The sequence below is a fragment of the Zhongshania borealis genome (assembly GCF_039539625.1).
Classification (GTDB): Bacteria; Pseudomonadota; Gammaproteobacteria; order Pseudomonadales; family Spongiibacteraceae; genus Spongiibacter; species Spongiibacter borealis.
Genome location: NZ_BAABDM010000001.1, coordinates 417864 through 434559, shown reverse-complemented (window position 1 = coordinate 434559; position 16696 = coordinate 417864). Strand labels below are relative to the sequence as shown.

Annotated in this window: 13 protein-coding genes and 1 riboswitch; of the genes, 4 read left to right on the top strand and 9 right to left on the bottom strand. The window is 48.7% G+C overall.

The window, feature by feature from the left end; all coding sequences use genetic code 11:
- Window positions 1-4 precede the first annotated feature (4 nt).
- A riboswitch (FMN riboswitch) is annotated at window positions 5-166 on the bottom strand.
- Window positions 167-379: 213 nt separating this feature from the next.
- The 5 genes from ABD836_RS01990 to ABD836_RS01970 form a co-directional block, all read right to left on the bottom strand.
- Window positions 380-829, bottom strand: coding sequence for an HIT domain-containing protein (locus tag ABD836_RS01990; protein ID WP_344932083.1), 450 nt, complete (start codon window positions 827-829; stop codon window positions 380-382).
- 53 nt (window positions 830-882) lie between these two features.
- Window positions 883-1983 carry an MBL fold metallo-hydrolase gene (locus tag ABD836_RS01985; protein WP_344932082.1) on the bottom strand — a complete coding sequence of 367 codons (1101 nt, stop codon included), beginning with the start codon at window positions 1981-1983 and terminating at the stop codon, window positions 883-885.
- A gap of 60 nt (window positions 1984-2043) precedes the next feature.
- A complete protein-coding gene (locus tag ABD836_RS01980; RefSeq protein WP_344932081.1) occupies window positions 2044-4206 on the bottom strand; it encodes a xanthine dehydrogenase family protein molybdopterin-binding subunit in 2163 nt (720 codons plus the stop codon).
- A complete protein-coding gene (locus tag ABD836_RS01975) occupies window positions 4206-4715 on the bottom strand; it encodes a (2Fe-2S)-binding protein (RefSeq protein WP_344932080.1) in 510 nt (169 codons plus the stop codon). Before ABD836_RS01975 ends, ABD836_RS01980 begins: the two co-directional genes overlap by 1 nt.
- Window positions 4716-4947: 232 nt before the next feature.
- Window positions 4948-5613, bottom strand: a complete 666-nt coding sequence (locus ABD836_RS01970) for an outer membrane beta-barrel protein (protein WP_344932079.1) — start codon at window positions 5611-5613, stop codon at window positions 4948-4950.
- Between the two features lie 469 nt (window positions 5614-6082).
- Here ABD836_RS01970 and ABD836_RS01965 point away from each other — a divergent pair, with 469 nt between their 5' ends.
- Window positions 6083-7615, top strand: coding sequence for a fatty acyl-CoA reductase (locus tag ABD836_RS01965; protein ID WP_344932078.1), 1533 nt, complete (start codon window positions 6083-6085; stop codon window positions 7613-7615).
- Between the two features lie 222 nt (window positions 7616-7837).
- Here the strand turns inward: ABD836_RS01965 and ABD836_RS01960 are convergent, their stop codons facing one another.
- From ABD836_RS01960 to ABD836_RS01945, 4 genes are read right to left on the bottom strand one after another with little or no spacing between them, the layout of a single operon-like run.
- Entirely contained in the window at window positions 7838-9391 is a 1554-nt protein-coding gene (locus tag ABD836_RS01960; protein ID WP_344932077.1) for a DHA2 family efflux MFS transporter permease subunit, read from the bottom strand.
- Between the two features lie 12 nt (window positions 9392-9403).
- The gene (locus ABD836_RS01955; RefSeq protein WP_344932076.1) at window positions 9404-10600 is read right to left on the bottom strand and encodes an HlyD family secretion protein; all 1197 of its coding nucleotides are present in this window, start codon (window positions 10598-10600) and stop codon (window positions 9404-9406) included.
- Complete coding sequence (locus ABD836_RS01950) at window positions 10593-12170, bottom strand: efflux transporter outer membrane subunit (RefSeq protein WP_344932074.1); 1578 nt, start codon at window positions 12168-12170, stop codon at window positions 10593-10595. The genes ABD836_RS01955 and ABD836_RS01950 overlap by 8 nt, the downstream gene beginning before the upstream one ends.
- On the bottom strand, window positions 12167-12706 hold the full coding sequence (locus ABD836_RS01945) for a MarR family winged helix-turn-helix transcriptional regulator (protein ID WP_344932073.1): 540 nt from the start codon (window positions 12704-12706) through the stop codon (window positions 12167-12169). The genes ABD836_RS01950 and ABD836_RS01945 overlap by 4 nt, the downstream gene beginning before the upstream one ends.
- A 351-nt stretch (window positions 12707-13057) precedes the next feature.
- Between ABD836_RS01945 and ABD836_RS01940 the strand changes: the two genes are divergently transcribed.
- The 3 genes from ABD836_RS01940 to ABD836_RS01930 all read left to right on the top strand — a co-directional run bounded on the left by ABD836_RS01940 (window position 13058) and on the right by ABD836_RS01930 (window position 16485).
- Window positions 13058-14305, top strand: coding sequence for a YncE family protein (locus ABD836_RS01940; RefSeq protein WP_344932072.1), 1248 nt, complete (start codon window positions 13058-13060; stop codon window positions 14303-14305).
- A gap of 647 nt (window positions 14306-14952) precedes the next feature.
- The gene (locus ABD836_RS01935) at window positions 14953-16134 is read left to right on the top strand and encodes a hypothetical protein (protein WP_344932071.1); all 1182 of its coding nucleotides are present in this window, start codon (window positions 14953-14955) and stop codon (window positions 16132-16134) included.
- Between the two features lie 6 nt (window positions 16135-16140).
- Window positions 16141-16485, top strand: coding sequence for a helix-turn-helix transcriptional regulator (locus tag ABD836_RS01930; protein WP_344932070.1), 345 nt, complete (start codon window positions 16141-16143; stop codon window positions 16483-16485).
- Window positions 16486-16696 lie beyond the last annotated feature (211 nt).

The following is a 16696-nucleotide window of genomic DNA, read 5'->3' as shown; positions in this document are numbered from 1 at the left end:
CCCTCTTTATTCTCATAACCAGACTTTCACTGTCGGCTCTGGAATTTCACCAGATCTGCTGTCCTTAGTCACATCATTGCAAAAAGATACTGACCAAGCGCCCGCGGGCTACATGCTACGCATGATTACCGCCGGTGGGGACTTACACCCCGCCCTGAGAACCTCGACGATCGATTGTTCGAGGGTGCAGATACTAGCAAATCTGCCACAGCTTTGTATACGAGCTGGCGCAATTGAGGCGGTTATTTACATTATATTTGAACGAACAATGACGAAAAAAACGGCTAGCTGAGATGGCGTCAGCAGTGAGTTGTTTCGTGCACTCGGAATACAGAGTATTGGCGAAGCCTAACACTACCACCTCTCTGTCACGCGACACTCAAGCTTTAGTTAAAGCTTGCCGTATTTCCACCGCCAGTTCAGCCAATGCACTTTGAGACGCTGCGCGACGGCCGTGGAGTTGTTTAGGAGTATCATGTTGGCAGGGAATTAAATGCATATGATAGTGGAATACCGTCTGCCCGGCGGCGCGGCCATTGAGCTGGTGGATCGCCAAACCTGGAGACTTGGTAACGCGCTTAACCACTGGGGCAAGACGTTTGGCATGCAGCGCTACCGCGGTGATCTCCTCCCCGCTGAGGGAAAATATATTGTCATGATGATTGGTGGGGATAATCAAACTGTGGCCAGCACTGACTGGCGATATATCTAAAAAACTCAGAACCTGTTCGTCTTGGTAAAGAATATGAGCAGGCGCCTTGCCGGCAATGATTTTACAAAAAATACAATTTTGTGCCACTGACTCATCGCCAAACAAGCCTTGCTGCATGATTACCCTACCCTTGTCGAGTTTTGAATTTAACGCGTAAAACCGGCGGCAAGCTACACTTCCATCGGCCCGGTATCGGGTTCATACACGCCATGATAAGGACAGTTTGACGGGTCAATGCTCCGATAGCGATACACGCCTTCGCTATCCAGCTCTCGCTGCATTCGCCCTTCCGCACACAAATAATGAAGATGGGCAACCGCCTCACCTAGGGCCAAACTGAGTTGATCCATGCCCACTTTCCGAGCAAACATAATACCAAACAAATCGAGGGCAATTTTCGGCTCAACACAGGCCTTTTCAATTTCCTCTAAATGTCCTTCATGGTGAGCTATCAAATAATCTAGTCGCGCATGCACACCATAAAACGGCGCATTATGCGCAGGCATAACCAGCGTATCGGCATCGATATCGGCACGGAAACGCCGCAGTGCACTAAACCAATCTGCCAACGGGTTCGCCTCTGGCTCTGAGGGCATAACACTAACATTCGACGTAATACGAGGAATAATCTGGTCGCCAGACATCATCAGCTTATCTTCAGCGCAATACAGTGACACATGCTCAGGAGAGTGACCGGCACCAGTCATAATCAGCCAGTCCCGGCCGCCGATGCGTAAAGTCTGCCCTTCTTCTAAGCGCCGATAAGCGGTAGGCAATGGCGCAACAACCGAACCAAAGCCCTTAAAACGTGACGCCATTTCTTTCTGATAATCTTTATCTACGCCGGCCCTACTGAAATACTCTTCTGTCGTCCAACTGACACGGTCGGTACTCGCACCGGTAAATGTACGTGCCGCATAGTACTCTTTGTAACTCATGTACAGCGGCACCCGCAGATGCTCGCACAACCAGCCCGCCTGGCCAACGTGATCAGGGTGCATATGCGTACAAATCACCCCTAGCACCGGCTTTGCCGCCATTGGGCCAGCAAGTAGCAGCTCCCAGCGCTCGCGCGTGTCGCCAAGATTTATGCCCGTATCAATTATCCACCAACCGGCATCATCCTCAAGCACATACAGATTGATGTGATCCAGTGCCATTGGTAAAACCATTCGCAGCCAATAGATCCCTTTGGCAACTTCTAACCATTGGCCTTTTTCCGGTGCATCCGGAAAAGGATAAGATATTCCTGCTTTGGCATCACTACTCATAGGTATTCCATATTAGACGTGCAGAAAGGCAACAGCCCAGAGGCCGCTGCCTTGGGCAACTCAAGCTAAACGCAGAGGCAATTTGCGCAGGCGCTGGCCGGTTGCCGCGAATACCGCATTCGCAAGCGCAGGTGCCAGTGGCGGCACTCCCGGCTCGCCTACGCCGGTTGGCGCGTTAGCACTGTCGACACGATACACTTCGATTTCCGGCGTTTCATTGATTCGCAAAACTTCATAATCATGAAAGTTACTTTGCTGAACAGCACCATCTTCGATGGTAATCTCGCCTTTCAAGGCCGCCGTTAAGGCAAATACAATACCACCTTCCATCTGCGCAACAACAATATCCGGGTTAATCGCCATACCACATTCCACGGCGCAAACCACTTTATGCACTTTGATTTTGCCGTCGGCTATCGACACATTCACAACCTGAGCCACGACGGTAGAGAAGGATTCATGTACGGCAACGCCCTGAAATTGGCCCCGCGGAGGATTGCCCCAGTTCGCCTTGGCCGCCGCCAATTCCAAAACTTGACGACGACGCGAGTCTTTGGCCATATGCGCCAGACGGAAGGCAACCGGATCTTGGGTGGTTTGATGAGCAAGCTCGTCAATAAAACTTTCTATAAAGAAGCCATTTTGGGAATGCCCCACCGAGCGCCAATACCCTAGCGGAATAGTGGTCTTTTGCTCCACATAATCGGTGCGCATATAGGGAAACTCATAATCCGAATGCGCTATGCCTTCAGCCGCCGCGGGGTCAGATCCGCTGGCCATACCGCCAATCTTTTTATGAAGCCCGTTAGGGAGCCACTGGGGCAGCAACGTATTGGTTACAAATTGTACAAAGCCACCCAATATACTTGGTGCAACAATTTTGGCCTGCAAACTGGTTACGGCTGACTGATCTATCATCGCGCTCATTGCCACAGTCGCATTAGGCCGATAAAAATCGCCGCGCATATCGTCTTCGCGGCTCCACACCAATCTCACTGGTTTACCGCTAAGTTGCGCGATACGCGCCGCCTCAACCAAGTAATCCGGCATGATACGCCGACCAAAACCGCCACCGAGCATATGGTTATGAATACGGATTTGCTCGCGTTTAAACCCTGTCGCATCAGCGATTTCTGACAATGCAATGTCGGGCGACTGATTGCCAGTCCAAATTTCAATACCTTCTTTAGTGGCTACCGCCACCGCATTCATCGGCTCCATCGTTGCATGGGCGAGGTAAGGCACATCGTAAACGGCCTCGAACAACTCGCCGGTTGCTGCGCTCGCCTCGCCTTTTTCCTCAACGTTTTTGCCGGCTTCGCTAGTCAACATGCCGTGGCGCTCAACCCGCAGCGACTCACTGCTAACTCCCGCCAACGGGCCCTTATCCCAAACGACGTTCACAACGCCCGCGGCCTGGCGCGCCTGCCAATAAGTCTCTGCCAAAACCGCAACTGCGCCGTCAACTTCAAAGACAGACTTAACACCCGACTTTTTCAGCGCGTTACTCGCATCAAAGCTGCTTACTTTGCCGCCAAAATGCGGGCAACGTAGCAGCACAGCGGTCATCGCACCGGGGTACTGAACATCAATACCAAACTCAGATTTACCCGTGACTTTGCCTAAAGCGTCTAAACGCTGTCTGTGGCGACCAATATATTGAAAGTCTTGTGGCGATTTTAGCGTCACTTCAGTCGGCGTCGCTAAACTGCGGGCAATAGGCAGCAATGTCGCAAAATCTACTTCACCACCGGCATACACCACTTTGCCATCCTTAAGATTAAGCGCCGACTCTGCTATAGATAAATGCTGTGCAGCCGCAGTCTTTAGCATTGCCGCCACGGTGGCCGCCGCCTCACGCAAAATTGTGTAGCCGTATTTAATCGAGGAGCTGCCGCCGGTGATCATCACATAAAATTCTGGGTCACGAAAATCCGGATAAAATTCAGCGTGTTGAACAACAATCAGACTCGGATCCATATTCAATTCTTCAGCAGCCATGGTTGCCATACCAGTGTACACACCTTGACCCATTTCTGATTTGTAGAGCTGAAGAATCACCTGCCCAGTCGGGGTAACCTGCAAATAGGCATTTGGCTGTAAATCAGTTGCCGAGAAATGTGGGTATTCAGTTTGGGCGCAACCGCTAAGATTAAAGCCAATCGCCAAGCCACCGCCAAAAATAGCACCACCTTTAATAAAACTACGTCTGGAGATAGTCATTACACATTCTCCTTGACGGTATTGGCCGGCTGATAGTGTTGCACCACCGCAAGTTCAGAAGCACGATGAATCGCTTTGCGAATACGAGGATATGTACCACACCGGCATATATTGCCCGCCATCGCGGCATCAATCTCTGCGTCGTTCGGCGCGCTATTATTGGCGAGCAAGGCCACTGCGGACATAATCTGACCTGACTGACAGTAGCCACACTGGGGCACATTCATCTCTAGCCACGCCTGCTGAACCGGATGCAAATTCTCATCCGAACTCGCTAAGCCTTCAATAGTGGTAATGGCTTTGCCATTTACGAATTCCGCAGGGTAACTGCAACTCCGAATAGGGCTGCCATCTAGATGCACGGTGCATGCGCCACAGAGGCCCATTCCACAGCCAAACTTGGTGCCTGTCATGGCCAGATGGTCACGCAACACCCATAAAAGCGGTGTGCCATCATCAACGTTCAGGGTTTGCTGCTGACCGTTTAAGGTAAATTCTAAATCTGCCATGTTATCTCCGAATACATCTCGCAATATGCCACACTATACCGATCTGCAAAAACAATGTCCCGCCACTGAATCGCAAAGGTCATAGATTATGACCAATGTTGGCCGCTACACTTATTAATTCTTGTTCACAAAGATGTTCCCTCCCGCCACAAACAGCATACCGGCGCCAATACATGGGCAAAAAAAAGGCGGCAATCACAAAGATTGCCGCCGTACCGAGGCCTTATCCAGATTAGAAACGAAAAACCAAATCCGCAGACAAGGTATTGGCCGACATATTCACCGATTCATCGTCATCTAATACATAGTGGTCGTATCCGATTTGTAAATCAGCATTGTGCGCTACCGCAAAACGCAGACCGATGCCCACATAGGGATCGGTACCTTCTACCGAAAACTCACCTTGGTGACTATTGTCTTCTAACGTGCCAGAAAATTCCCAAGAATACACACCAAAGCGCGCATACAAGCCCACTGGGTCTTCAATGGGAGTATGGACTTTTACACCAAAGAAAACGCCGTCAACATCAGCATCCATATCAACCCTACCCGCAGCAAAACCCTTATTTGCTATCTGCGAGCCGTCAGAAATACTGGTAGAGGTTATTTTACCTAAATCGACAAACCCCATCTCCAGAGCCAACTGGGGGCTAAACCCGAAGCCGACACCCGCTCGCAGGCCGTAGCTTTCATTATCGACCTGCACATCCGACAGCGACCCATCACCAAAACTATAGCGATAGTCCGAAGCCTCAAAATCGTATTCAGATGCACTCAGACCACCAAACATATACATGCTTGGCCCACTGCGGTAACGATTGCTAGCGCCATGTTCCGCATGCACTAAACTAGGCAAGACTACGAGGGTGGTAAGCGTAACAACAGACAGTATTTTCATGGCCGTACTCCATTTAAGTATGGCCGCAGTATGCTCACTGCTAACTTAATCCCGCCTGAACAGTTATTTGAGCTTTGTCGGTAAATTAAAAAACAGTAAAGCCAGTGAGTGCCACCCCAGCTCCACATCTGAGTGCAGTATCGTGCACCAATTTAGCATCCCCCGCCTAACAGTGGTGCGAGACAAAATATACCTTTGTTACCGCTAATTCACAGTCACTTTGTTTTCGACGAATTTGCCTGCCAACTCGGGCAAACAAACGTTTACCACTACTTCCGCAGCGCGGATTAAGTAAATAAAACACTGCCATAACGACTTGGCTTACTTGATGCATTAATGGAATTAACTGCGCAGGTAATGAGTTAAAACCTAGCTGTAACACTAGGGTCAAGTATTACCGCTAGGATGCTTAAAGGATGAGCACCTTAACCGCTATTTCAACACATCTATACTTAACGAGGACGCAAACATGGATATTTCTAGTAGCACTGTCTCTCAGACTCTGCCACTCCTCAAGGGAAAGCACATCTTAATTACTGGCACCACCGGCTTTGTTGGCAAAGTCATGCTAGAAAAAATCATGCGCACCGTACCCGACATCGGCGGAGTTTATTTAGTCATTCGCGGCAATAAAAAGCACGCCAATGCCGGTAGCCGCTTCGCCAACGAAATTGCCACCTCGTCGGTTTTCGAACACCTAAAACTAAATTCCCCAGACTACTTTAATGACTTCTGTGATAACCGCGTGCATTGCATTAGCGGCGAAATTAGCGAGTCACAATTTGGCCTACCGCGTCAGGAATTCCACTCCCTCGCCGGTAAACTCGATGCCATTGTAAACTGCGCCGCCAGCGTCAATTTCCGTGAGGAGCTAGACCGCGCACTCACCATAAACACCTACAGTCTGCGCAATATTGTTGAGCTCTCCGACGTCGCTGGCAATATTCCGGTCATTCAAGTTTCTACTTGTTATGTTAATGGCTTTAACAAAGGCCAAATTCACGAAGGCCTGGTTAAACCCGCACTTGGCGAACTCCCATTACACAAAGACGGCTATTTCGAGGTTGGTAGCTTAATTGAAGAATTAGAGCTGAAAGTCGCCGACGTTTACAGCAAATACCAAGGAAAAGAACTCAAAGCCCAGCTTATCGATCTTGGCATTCGTGAAGCCAATGCCCTGGGTTGGAACGACACCTACACCTTTACCAAATGGTTAGGCGAACAAATTCTACTCAAATCATTGCGTGGCTATTCGCTCACCCTTCTTCGGCCATCGATCGTTGAAAGCACCTTAAATGAACCATCACCGGGCTGGATTGAGGGCGTTAAAGTCGCCGATGCTATTTTACTGGCCTATGCCAAAGAAAAAGTGACGTTTTTCCCCGGCAAGCGCAGTGGCGTTATCGACGTTATTCCCGCCGACTTAGTCGCCAATAGCATTCTGCTGTCATTGGCAGAACAGTTTAAATCCCCCGGCAGCCACCATGTTTATCAATGCTGCAGCGGTGCGGCGAACCCACTCACACTGGGTACTTTTATCGACCACCTTATGGCTGAGGCCAAAGAGAATCACGCCGCCTACGACAAGCTCTTTTTACGGCGGCCACGTAAACCCTTTATTGCGGTAAATAAGAGACTCTTCAATGCCATCACTATGTGTATGCGTTTTGCGCTGCTTATTGTTAGCGAAACCCTGTCTAAACTGGGTTTAAAGCGCAAACTGAAAGCACGCCGCAATCTAGACGCCGCCATCGCCTTGTCGACTATTTTCTCGTTCTACACCGAGCCCGAATATATTTTCCACAACGACAAACTCATCAACTTGGCGAAACGTATGGGTCCAGCCGACCAAGCCTTATTCCCGGTTGATGCCCGCGCGATAAATTGGGAGCATTATTTGCGCAAAGTGCATATGGCCGGCCTCAACTGCTACGCGTTAAAAGGCAAAAAACAAACTACGACTAGAACCGTAATAGCAACCGCCCAAGAGCAAGCGGCTTAATCACAATACAGCGCGGCTCAGCCGCGCTTTGCCGGCGCTATTTTCATGCAATGCAGGCAGCTGCCTAGCGCCCCCTCACTAGCACCATTTACCCAAGCCTCACCATGACTTCAGGCACCACCACTCAGCTATTCGCTCCGTCACCACCGCGCACTAATCCTAGTGTAGCCGGAGAATTCAACACTGAATTCCAAATTAATATTGCAGCGATTGCCAAGCTGATCAGTGCGTACCACCCGCATCTACGGCCGCGTGCTTACCGTGAACAGGTTTGGTGCTCCAGATCGCAAGGATCAGAACAAGAAACATCATCGATGAAAAATAGAAAATATCGTTCGCCCCCAAAGTGCTAGCCTCCACAGACAGCGTTCGCTCGAACACCGCATTAGCTTGGTCAGCGCTAAAGCCAAGTTGCCGTAAGCTGTCCATGTTATCAGTGTAAATAGGGTTATAGGGGTTGGCGTTCTCCATCAACTGGCTATGATGCAGCGCAGAGCGGTTGTCCCATGCAGTCGTGGCAATGGACGAACCAAATCCGCCACAGAGCACCCTAACAAAATTACTCAAGCCACTGGCAGCGGGTATTTGTTCTGGTTTTAAACCAGAGAACATCAGCATCGACAGCGGCGTAAAAAACATCGCCATTGCAAATCCTTGTATGTAAGCCGGCAGCATCACAGTCCAATTATCGACACCAGAAGTGAACAGTGAGCGCATATACAAAACCAGGGCGAAAATCAAAAAGCCACAGGTAGCCACAATGCGCGCATCTACTCTGTGTATATTCCGGCCTACAAATGGCGAAAGCATAATTGCGAACAAACCGACGGGGGCCATCGTCAATCCCGCTAAGGTCGCGGTGTAGGCTATTTGGGTTTGCAGCCACAGCGGCAAAATCACCACATTACCAAAGAACGCGCCATAGCCCAACGACAGCGCGATGACACCGCCGGTAAAGTTGCGATTACGAAATAGCGACAGGTCCACAATCGGGTGTTTTTCATTGCGTTCCCAAATCAAGAAAAACACCAATCCAACAATCGCAATTGCAGCCAAGGCAACAATTTGCGCTGAGTTAAACCAATCGAGTTCGCGTCCCTTGTCTAACATGATTTGTAGGGCGGCGATCCACAACACTAATAACGACAAGCCGATGGTGTCAACGGGGAGTTTTTTGGTTACCGTCTCCCGTTTGTGATAGATCGTCCATGTCGAATAAGCAGCTAAAATTCCCAGTGGTACGTTGATATAAAAAATCCACGGCCAAGAATAATTATCTGAAATCCAACCACCCAATATTGGCCCAACCACGGGCGCCACTAAGGTAGTTACACTCCACACCGCCATCGCCGTACCCGCCTTGGCGCGCGGAAAACTGGCCAACAATAGCGACTGCGACATCGGTATCATCGGCCCAGCAACTGCGCCCTGGAGAACTCTAAAGGCAATTAACATTTCAATACTTTGGGCTGTGCCGCACAGAAAGGACGCGAACACAAACAGCAAGGTAGACGCTAAGAACAAACGCACCTGGCCAAAGCGCTGCGACAGCCATCCCGTTAATGGGATGGCAATAGCGTTCGATACGGCAAACGAGGTAATCACCCAAGTACCTTGGTTTGCAGACACACCAAGGTCGCCAGCTATCGTCGGTATTGCAACATTGGCAATAGACGAGTCAAGCACATTCATAAAGGTCGCGAGCGAAACCGAAACAGCACCAATTGCTAGTACTGCGCCCTGCAAGGGTGGCAAAGTCGCTTTGGCGGTAGCCACAAGCAAATCCTCTTAGTGTGCGGTCACGGTGGCAACACTAGAGTGAGTGCCAATATTCGCTTTAATAATTTGTTCCACCAAATCCTCTGCAGCGTGACCAGCATGTTCATAAACAGTGGTTACATAGGCAGCCTGCAGAATATCGCTGGACTGCGTTAACTGCGCGCCGCTATCATCGCTGATATCGATATTAGCGGTCATCGACAAACCAATACGCAGTGGATTTTGCTCAAGTTGCTTTGGGTCTAGTGAAATACGCACAGGCAAACGCTGCACAACTTTAATCCAGTTTCCGGTGGCATTTTGCGGAGGCAGCAAACTGAACGCACTGCCGGTACCAGCGCCGAGTCCAACTACAACGCCTTGGTACTCCACATCGCTACCATACATATCCGCAGCCAAAGCAACAGGCTGACCAATGCGAATATGATGCAACTGACTTTCTTTAAAATTGGCATCTACCCACACTTGGTCTAGTGGGATAACCGCCATTAGCGGCTTCCCAGGAGCAATACGCTGCCCCAGCTGTACACCGCGCTTTGCAATATACCCATCTACCGGCGAGGGTATGCGCGTGCGCTGCAGGCTTAAATACGCGGCACGCACATTTGCCGCGGCCGCCAACACCTCTGGATGGGTGTCAATCACAGTATTTTCAGTCAATGCCTCGTTACCGGCAAGCGCCTCGCGAGCGGCAAGTAAATCTGCCCGCGCAGATTTCACCGCTACTTCGCTATGATGTAATTCCTCAAACGACACAGCACCTGTTTTACCCAAACCGCTGCGACGCTTAAGATCAGCCACCGCGCGACTCAAGGAGGTTTGCTGCAATTCAATTTGCGCGTTAAGAGCATCATTGCCGGTAAACAGCGAACGGACTTTGCGCACCGTTTGCGCCAGTTCGGCCCGCGCCTGATCTAAAGCAATTAGGGCATCGCTATCATCAAGTTTAATGAGGATTTGTCCGGCCTTAACACGTTGGGTGTCATCGGCATAAATTGCGACGACGGTACCCGACATTTGCGGCGTAACCTGCACAATATTTCCGGACACATAGGCATCTTCAGTGTCTTCGTGGTAACGACCATGCAGCATCCAATATGCAAACCACAGCGCTCCAATCAAAAGAAAAATCGTAGCGGCAATAAGTATTTGTCGGCGGCGCACGCCGCTTGGGTTTCCTGCCTCAACGGCGCTTGAATTAGTCATATTCGGCTCCAACACGGGCATTCCCTGGGGTTAAAAGATTGTTGTTAGTAATCACCTTGCCAGCAGCTAGTTGCGCCTTGGTTTCAGACCTTGCCGATTGCTCTGTGGTAACGTCGGCGCGGACCTCAAGATTGGGATAACCGCCACCCAACGCTCGCGACAGCTCAATACGATTCGTCAGTATGAGCATCAGCAATTGCGACCGAAACGCCTCTTGCTGAATGACCATACTTTGCGCGTTGAGTACAGTTAGATAATTACCGAGGCCAGCATCGTATCGCGCCAAGGCCAAATCATAGGCTTCGCTCGCGGCATCGAGCGCCAGGGCCTGCTGCTCAATTTGAGTCTGCAAAAAACGATAACTATTTAGCTGATCAGCTACATCACGCAGCGCCGCCACCAAGGTTTGGTTATAGTTGGCAACCGCCGCGTCATAGTCGGCATAACGCATTTTTAAAGCCGCACGCAAACGACCACCATCAAAAATGGGCAGCGACAAAGCCGGGCCCGCACTGTAATTTTCGCTCCCTGCACGCAGTAATTGGTCTAAGTCGATACTAGAAAGCCCAGCAAAGGCTAGCAAATTTACATTGGGGTAGAACGCCGCCTTGCTGGCATCCGCGTCCTGCAAGGTCGCCTCAACCTGCCAGCGCGCCGCCACCAAATCGGGCCGATGACCGACTAAGGCAATCTGTAAATCTTGCGGTGCCAAATAAAGATCACTACTGCCGCCAACGTCGACAAGCGAGGCCTGTAAAGTCAACATGCGATCTGGACCAGCGCCGAGCAATGCCGCCAACGCATGCTGTGTGTTAACAATGTTTTCGTTAACCATCGCAATATTTGTACGCGTTAGCGGTAACTGGGTTTCGGCTTGTTTCAGCTCAACTTGGGTATCGAGGCCGGCATCGACCCGCTGTTTTGTTAAGGCGTAAATATGCTGGCGCTGTTCGAGCGCACTTTCGCCAATCCGCAAAAACATTTGTAACTGCGCCAATTGAAAATACGTTTTAGCAACCGCGCTCGCTAGCAACAACTCCACGCTCGCTGACTCGGCTTGTGCAGCGGCAATACGCGACCGACTAGCCGCCGTTGCTGCACGGTTACGCCCCCAAAAATCAAGTTCGTATTGCGCCTGTAGGCCAATATTCCCACTGGTTTGAATTGAGCCACCCAGTGGCGCCGGATACATGCCGTTTTCAGTATATCGCTGGCGATTCGCGTTGGCAGATAACGCCACCGCAGGCAAAGCCCGTGCACGGGCATTTTGCAACGCGGCACTAGCACGCCCGACCTTGGCTGCCGCCAATGCTAGACTGGGACTATTTTGCAACGCCTCACTGATAAGCGCATCGAGCTGCGGATCATTAAAGCTTTGCCACCACGACAGTGTCGGCCACTCGTCAATCTCCGGAGCTACCGATTCATAGCTTTTTTCAGTGGCAAGCTCAGTTGCATTAAGCATCGACTGACTACTATTAATACCGCCGTAGCTAACACAGCCACTAAGACTCGCGATCAATAAGGTCACGCCGATCCGAAGTTTTAACGATGGACTATGTAGTATCACGCGCCGCCCTCCCCGCCGTTGCCGCGTTCGTCATTATCAGCCCTGGCAATCGCATCGGCTTCAAAAATTAATTTCGCCAACAGCCCTTTTAACACTGCAATCTCATCAGCGTCGAAATTTCGCAAATGCTGATTAAGTGCATTTACTGCAATAACAGGCATCTTCTCTACCACCAGCTTGCCATAGTCGCTGAGCACCACTTTTACCACCCTGCGGTCTTCGAGACTGCGTTCACGACGCACAATCTGTTTGGCCTCAAGACGGTCAAGCATTCGCGTTGTAGCGCCAGTATCTAAATTAGATTCACGCGCCAACTGCGCCGCAGTCGTGCAATTCTGCTGTTTAAGTGTCATTAAAAAGGCGAATTGCGGGTGGGTTAAATCGTAGGGAGCTAATTGCTTATCAATAGCCGTCGTCAAAACACCAAAACAGCGCTTTAACAAATATCCAATACTTTCGTTTTGCTGGTAATTGGCCAAATTGTAAGCGCCATCGGGGTCATCAACGACAAGATCGAGAATATTCTGGGGAGTCATAAATTTTGCCCGTCAAAATAGGTGTCACAGCAGTAGCTGCTACGACAATAACTGCCTAGGCAGCTAATATGAGCTCGCAACAAGAAAAATGCAAGTAGCGCGAGAAGAAAAATCCAAAGCTCGGGCCAGCTTTATACCCAAAGAATGACCCTAACCTCAGTGCCGCATAACAAGATTATCTACTGAGGCGAATATAGCCAAAACCGCTAAAATATGAATAAGAGTTGATATTTAACGGAGATAGCAGCAAATAATACCGCTAATCTAAATCGTTCAACCGTTACCCGTTTACTGTGAGAGAATGGGCGCCCCTAATAAAACTAACTGCATTACTTACTCGCGAGGCCTTTAATGCTGCAGATATTGTCAATTACAACGCCACAGATTAAACGTCTAGCCAGCTTATTTTTACTAGCCGTAGCGCTACCCCTAAACGCAGAAACCACCACGAGTTCAGTGAAAGATATCGTCATCGTAGGCAGCAACTGGGACGGTACCGCTGAAATTTTTGACCCCCACACCTTTGAAACGCTAAAGACAATCAACCTAGTACCTGACCGCGCCGAGCGGATGCAAGAGATCAAAGACGGCGGTTTATTGCGCCGCTTTATGTTCCAGTTTGTTCGCCACGTGCCAGGCGAAGGCAATGACCAGCTGGTCGACGACCTGTTCACCTCCCACGACGGTCGGTTTGTCTATGTATCGCGCCCGAGCTTTGCCGATGTTGTCGCCATCGACATGCACAGTGGCGAGATTGTTTGGCGCACACCAATCGCGGGCTACCGCGCCGACCACGCAGCTATATCCCCTGACGGCAAAACTTTTATGGTGTCGGCTTCTACGGCGCGAAAAGTTCAGGCCATCGACACAGCCACTGGCAAGATAATTGGCGAATTTGAATCCGGCGACCAGCCCCATGAAAACACCTACTCCGCCGACGGAAAACTGATCTACCACGCCAGTATCGGCAAAGTCTTTGTACCGACTACGGCATCTTGGTTAGATTGGATAAAGGGTGATCGCTGGCTAGAAATTGTTGACGCCAACACTTTAGAGGTACTCAAGCGCGTCGACATTGGCGAGAAACTCGAAGAAGCGGGTTTCCCTTGGATCGATTCCGCCGTTCGCCCCATGGCAGTACCCGCCGATGGCAAGCACCTTTATTTGCAGGTGTCGTTCTTTCACGGCCTATTTGAATACGACCTCGAAAGCGAGCGCATCACCCGCAAACTCGAACTGCCAATACCCCAGCTGATTAAAGACATGTCGTACTGGGACTACCAGCTCAATTCCGCCCACCACGGCCTGGCGATCAACTCAGCCGGTACCAAGCTCTGCGCCGCTGCCACCATGTCAGGCTACGTCGCTATTATCGATCGCGAAAGCTTTGACTATAAAGTCGTCCAACTTTCCGAGCACCCCCTAGGCGCAAAACCCTACTGGGCGACAGAGAGTCACGACGGCAAATATTGCTATGTATCAGTCAGCGAACAGGACAGAGTCTCAGTCATATCATTTGAAGAAGCGCGAGAAGTGGCAAGCGTGCCGGTCGGCAACCACCCACAGCGCGTTCGCAACGGCAAACTGCTTATTAAGTAAATTAAATTTACAACGCATAGCAACAACCCGCGGCCAGCGTATCATCAGCTACTTATGACGCCGCGGGTTAATCCCGAGGATAAAATAAAAAATTAGAACGAAAGACACAAACCCACCAAAATAAAGGCAAGGATTGGTATCAAGAAAATAGTATAGGTTCAGTGCGAAGAGATAAAACGATAAGCTGGTGCCGGGGCCGGACTTTTACGCTCATATATATCAATAAGTTACGTGGCTTATGGGGCATTAACGGGGCATTAGATGGATGCATCAATTTTATCTAGCAGTGATAATCTTCTATATAAATCAACGATTTTTATTCTCCTTAGAATACTATCCGCAACCAAGTCCTCATTTCCACTTAATGTAGCAAACCCTGCTTTCAATAGTTTGGCCACTATATAGATTATCTTACCCACCAGTTCTAAAAATCAAATACCTGATCAAAAATCAATCGATATATTGGGTTACCAAATGAGCCTTCAGACGACCATTACCAGCAAATCTCTTACGTGACACGTAGCCTTCTACCATTTAATCAATACCCCGTAACTATCTGATTATTATTGCAATTACGTAGCGCGTAAGCATTGTTATTTCACCGGTCATAGTCTTGAATAAGCTCAAGACGTAAAGCGGAGCGCACAATGTTTAAAAAAATACTAGCACGCATGATTCCATTGGCATCAGAAAACCATAATATTTTGACAACTGAACAAGCCAGTGAAGGATCTACTTCTCTTGAAGCAAGCAAGATGATTGTGTTACCTCATAAGCCAGACACATATTCATCGACCGCTGAAAAACGAAGGATAACGATTGAAAGGCTTTGGAGCGAAACACAAGGTCTAACCAATTCCAGGACTAAGCTATCCTCTTTGCCTGAGGATGAACAGGAAGTATTTTGGGAGGCGGTTAGGTTAGAAGCCCGTTCAGCATTTGTCAGGAATGAATCCATTGCCGTCGCTGACACTCTAAACGACGATCAAATAAAGCATCTTTTCTATAAATATGAATTCGAAGAACACGACTTGATACTATTTGAAATTGCATGTGAAAGCTTTATTACGCCAAGTAAAACAGTGGTTGATGACTACCTCGCCTTACCAGTCCTCAATATAAGTGACGCGATGTATTTAATAGCAGACCTAGACCCATCTGTAATGGCATCGCGGGGAAAAGACCGAGTAACTAGTGAGATAAACAGATACGAAGAAGCTCGAAGCCATTTTAGAGTGATACTCAAACGGCTCTTCAATTCAAACCTAGATGAAATGACGGAAATTGCTATTACAGATCTAGCCAAAGGTTTACAAGCATCAAAATATGCATCAAACAAGAGTTACGCAATTAGTCGAATCATGGATCACATAGCCAAACCTTTCAATCCTGAAACGGAAGAATTTGTCATTGAGCAGTTTCGTATTTTAGTTTTTGAAGCCTTTAATCAGCGAATCAGCAGTACTGGAATTGAGAAAAGAAAACGGGCTTTACTAAAACTATTAGCTGCTATCTACAAGCTTGATGACCTCAGCAGAGAAAGAAATCTTTTAGCCCGCATGGTTTCGGATAAGATAAATTCATCAGGCTATGACAATGTGAATGATAAAAGAATAAGGGGTCTTATGGAGCGACTAGATGAAAAATATCTTAACGAAGGAAATCCATGCGAAGGTTTACTTGAATTCTACCAAGGCCAGGGATTAGAAAATAACCATGAGCGCCTGATTAATATGATAGTCAGAGTTGAAGAACTTCTAAAGGAAGATATCCCTGAAGTAAATCTTACATCAAAAAATAATGAATCCCTATTTCCAATGCACAGATAAATCAAGATGAAAAATCTTATCGATTTAGGTGAAAGAATGGCTGACAACAAGCAATTAGGTATGAGTCATATCTCATACGAATGGTGGAGCACATCTAAGATTGCTGCTTTTTTGGATATTGGTGAGAGACAAGTGAGGGACAGGATATCAAAAGACGGTGCCTTTCCGAAAGCTAGAAAGGCCCTCTTATCTTCATGTATTAGCCAGCCGCGCTGGAGGTCTGACGAGGTAGTTGAATGGGCGGAAAAATCTTACTTGACCGACGACGAAATATCAGCAAAGAAAAAAATTGGCCGACCAAGGAAAATATCTAGTACTGCAACCATAAAGACTGAATATCTAAAGCGTTAAAAGACAGACATGGCGAATAGTTATTTGTCCAAATGAGCTAAACACCAAGGCTAGAATTTCAAAAAAAGGAACCGATTCGCATCGCAAGAATAAACCTACACCATAAAAGGCATCAGAACACATAATATCAAGGAGAAATTATCATGATCAACTAGTTTTTTAAGAGTCAATTATATTGACTACAAATCTAATCGAGACGCTAGTTTTTTAG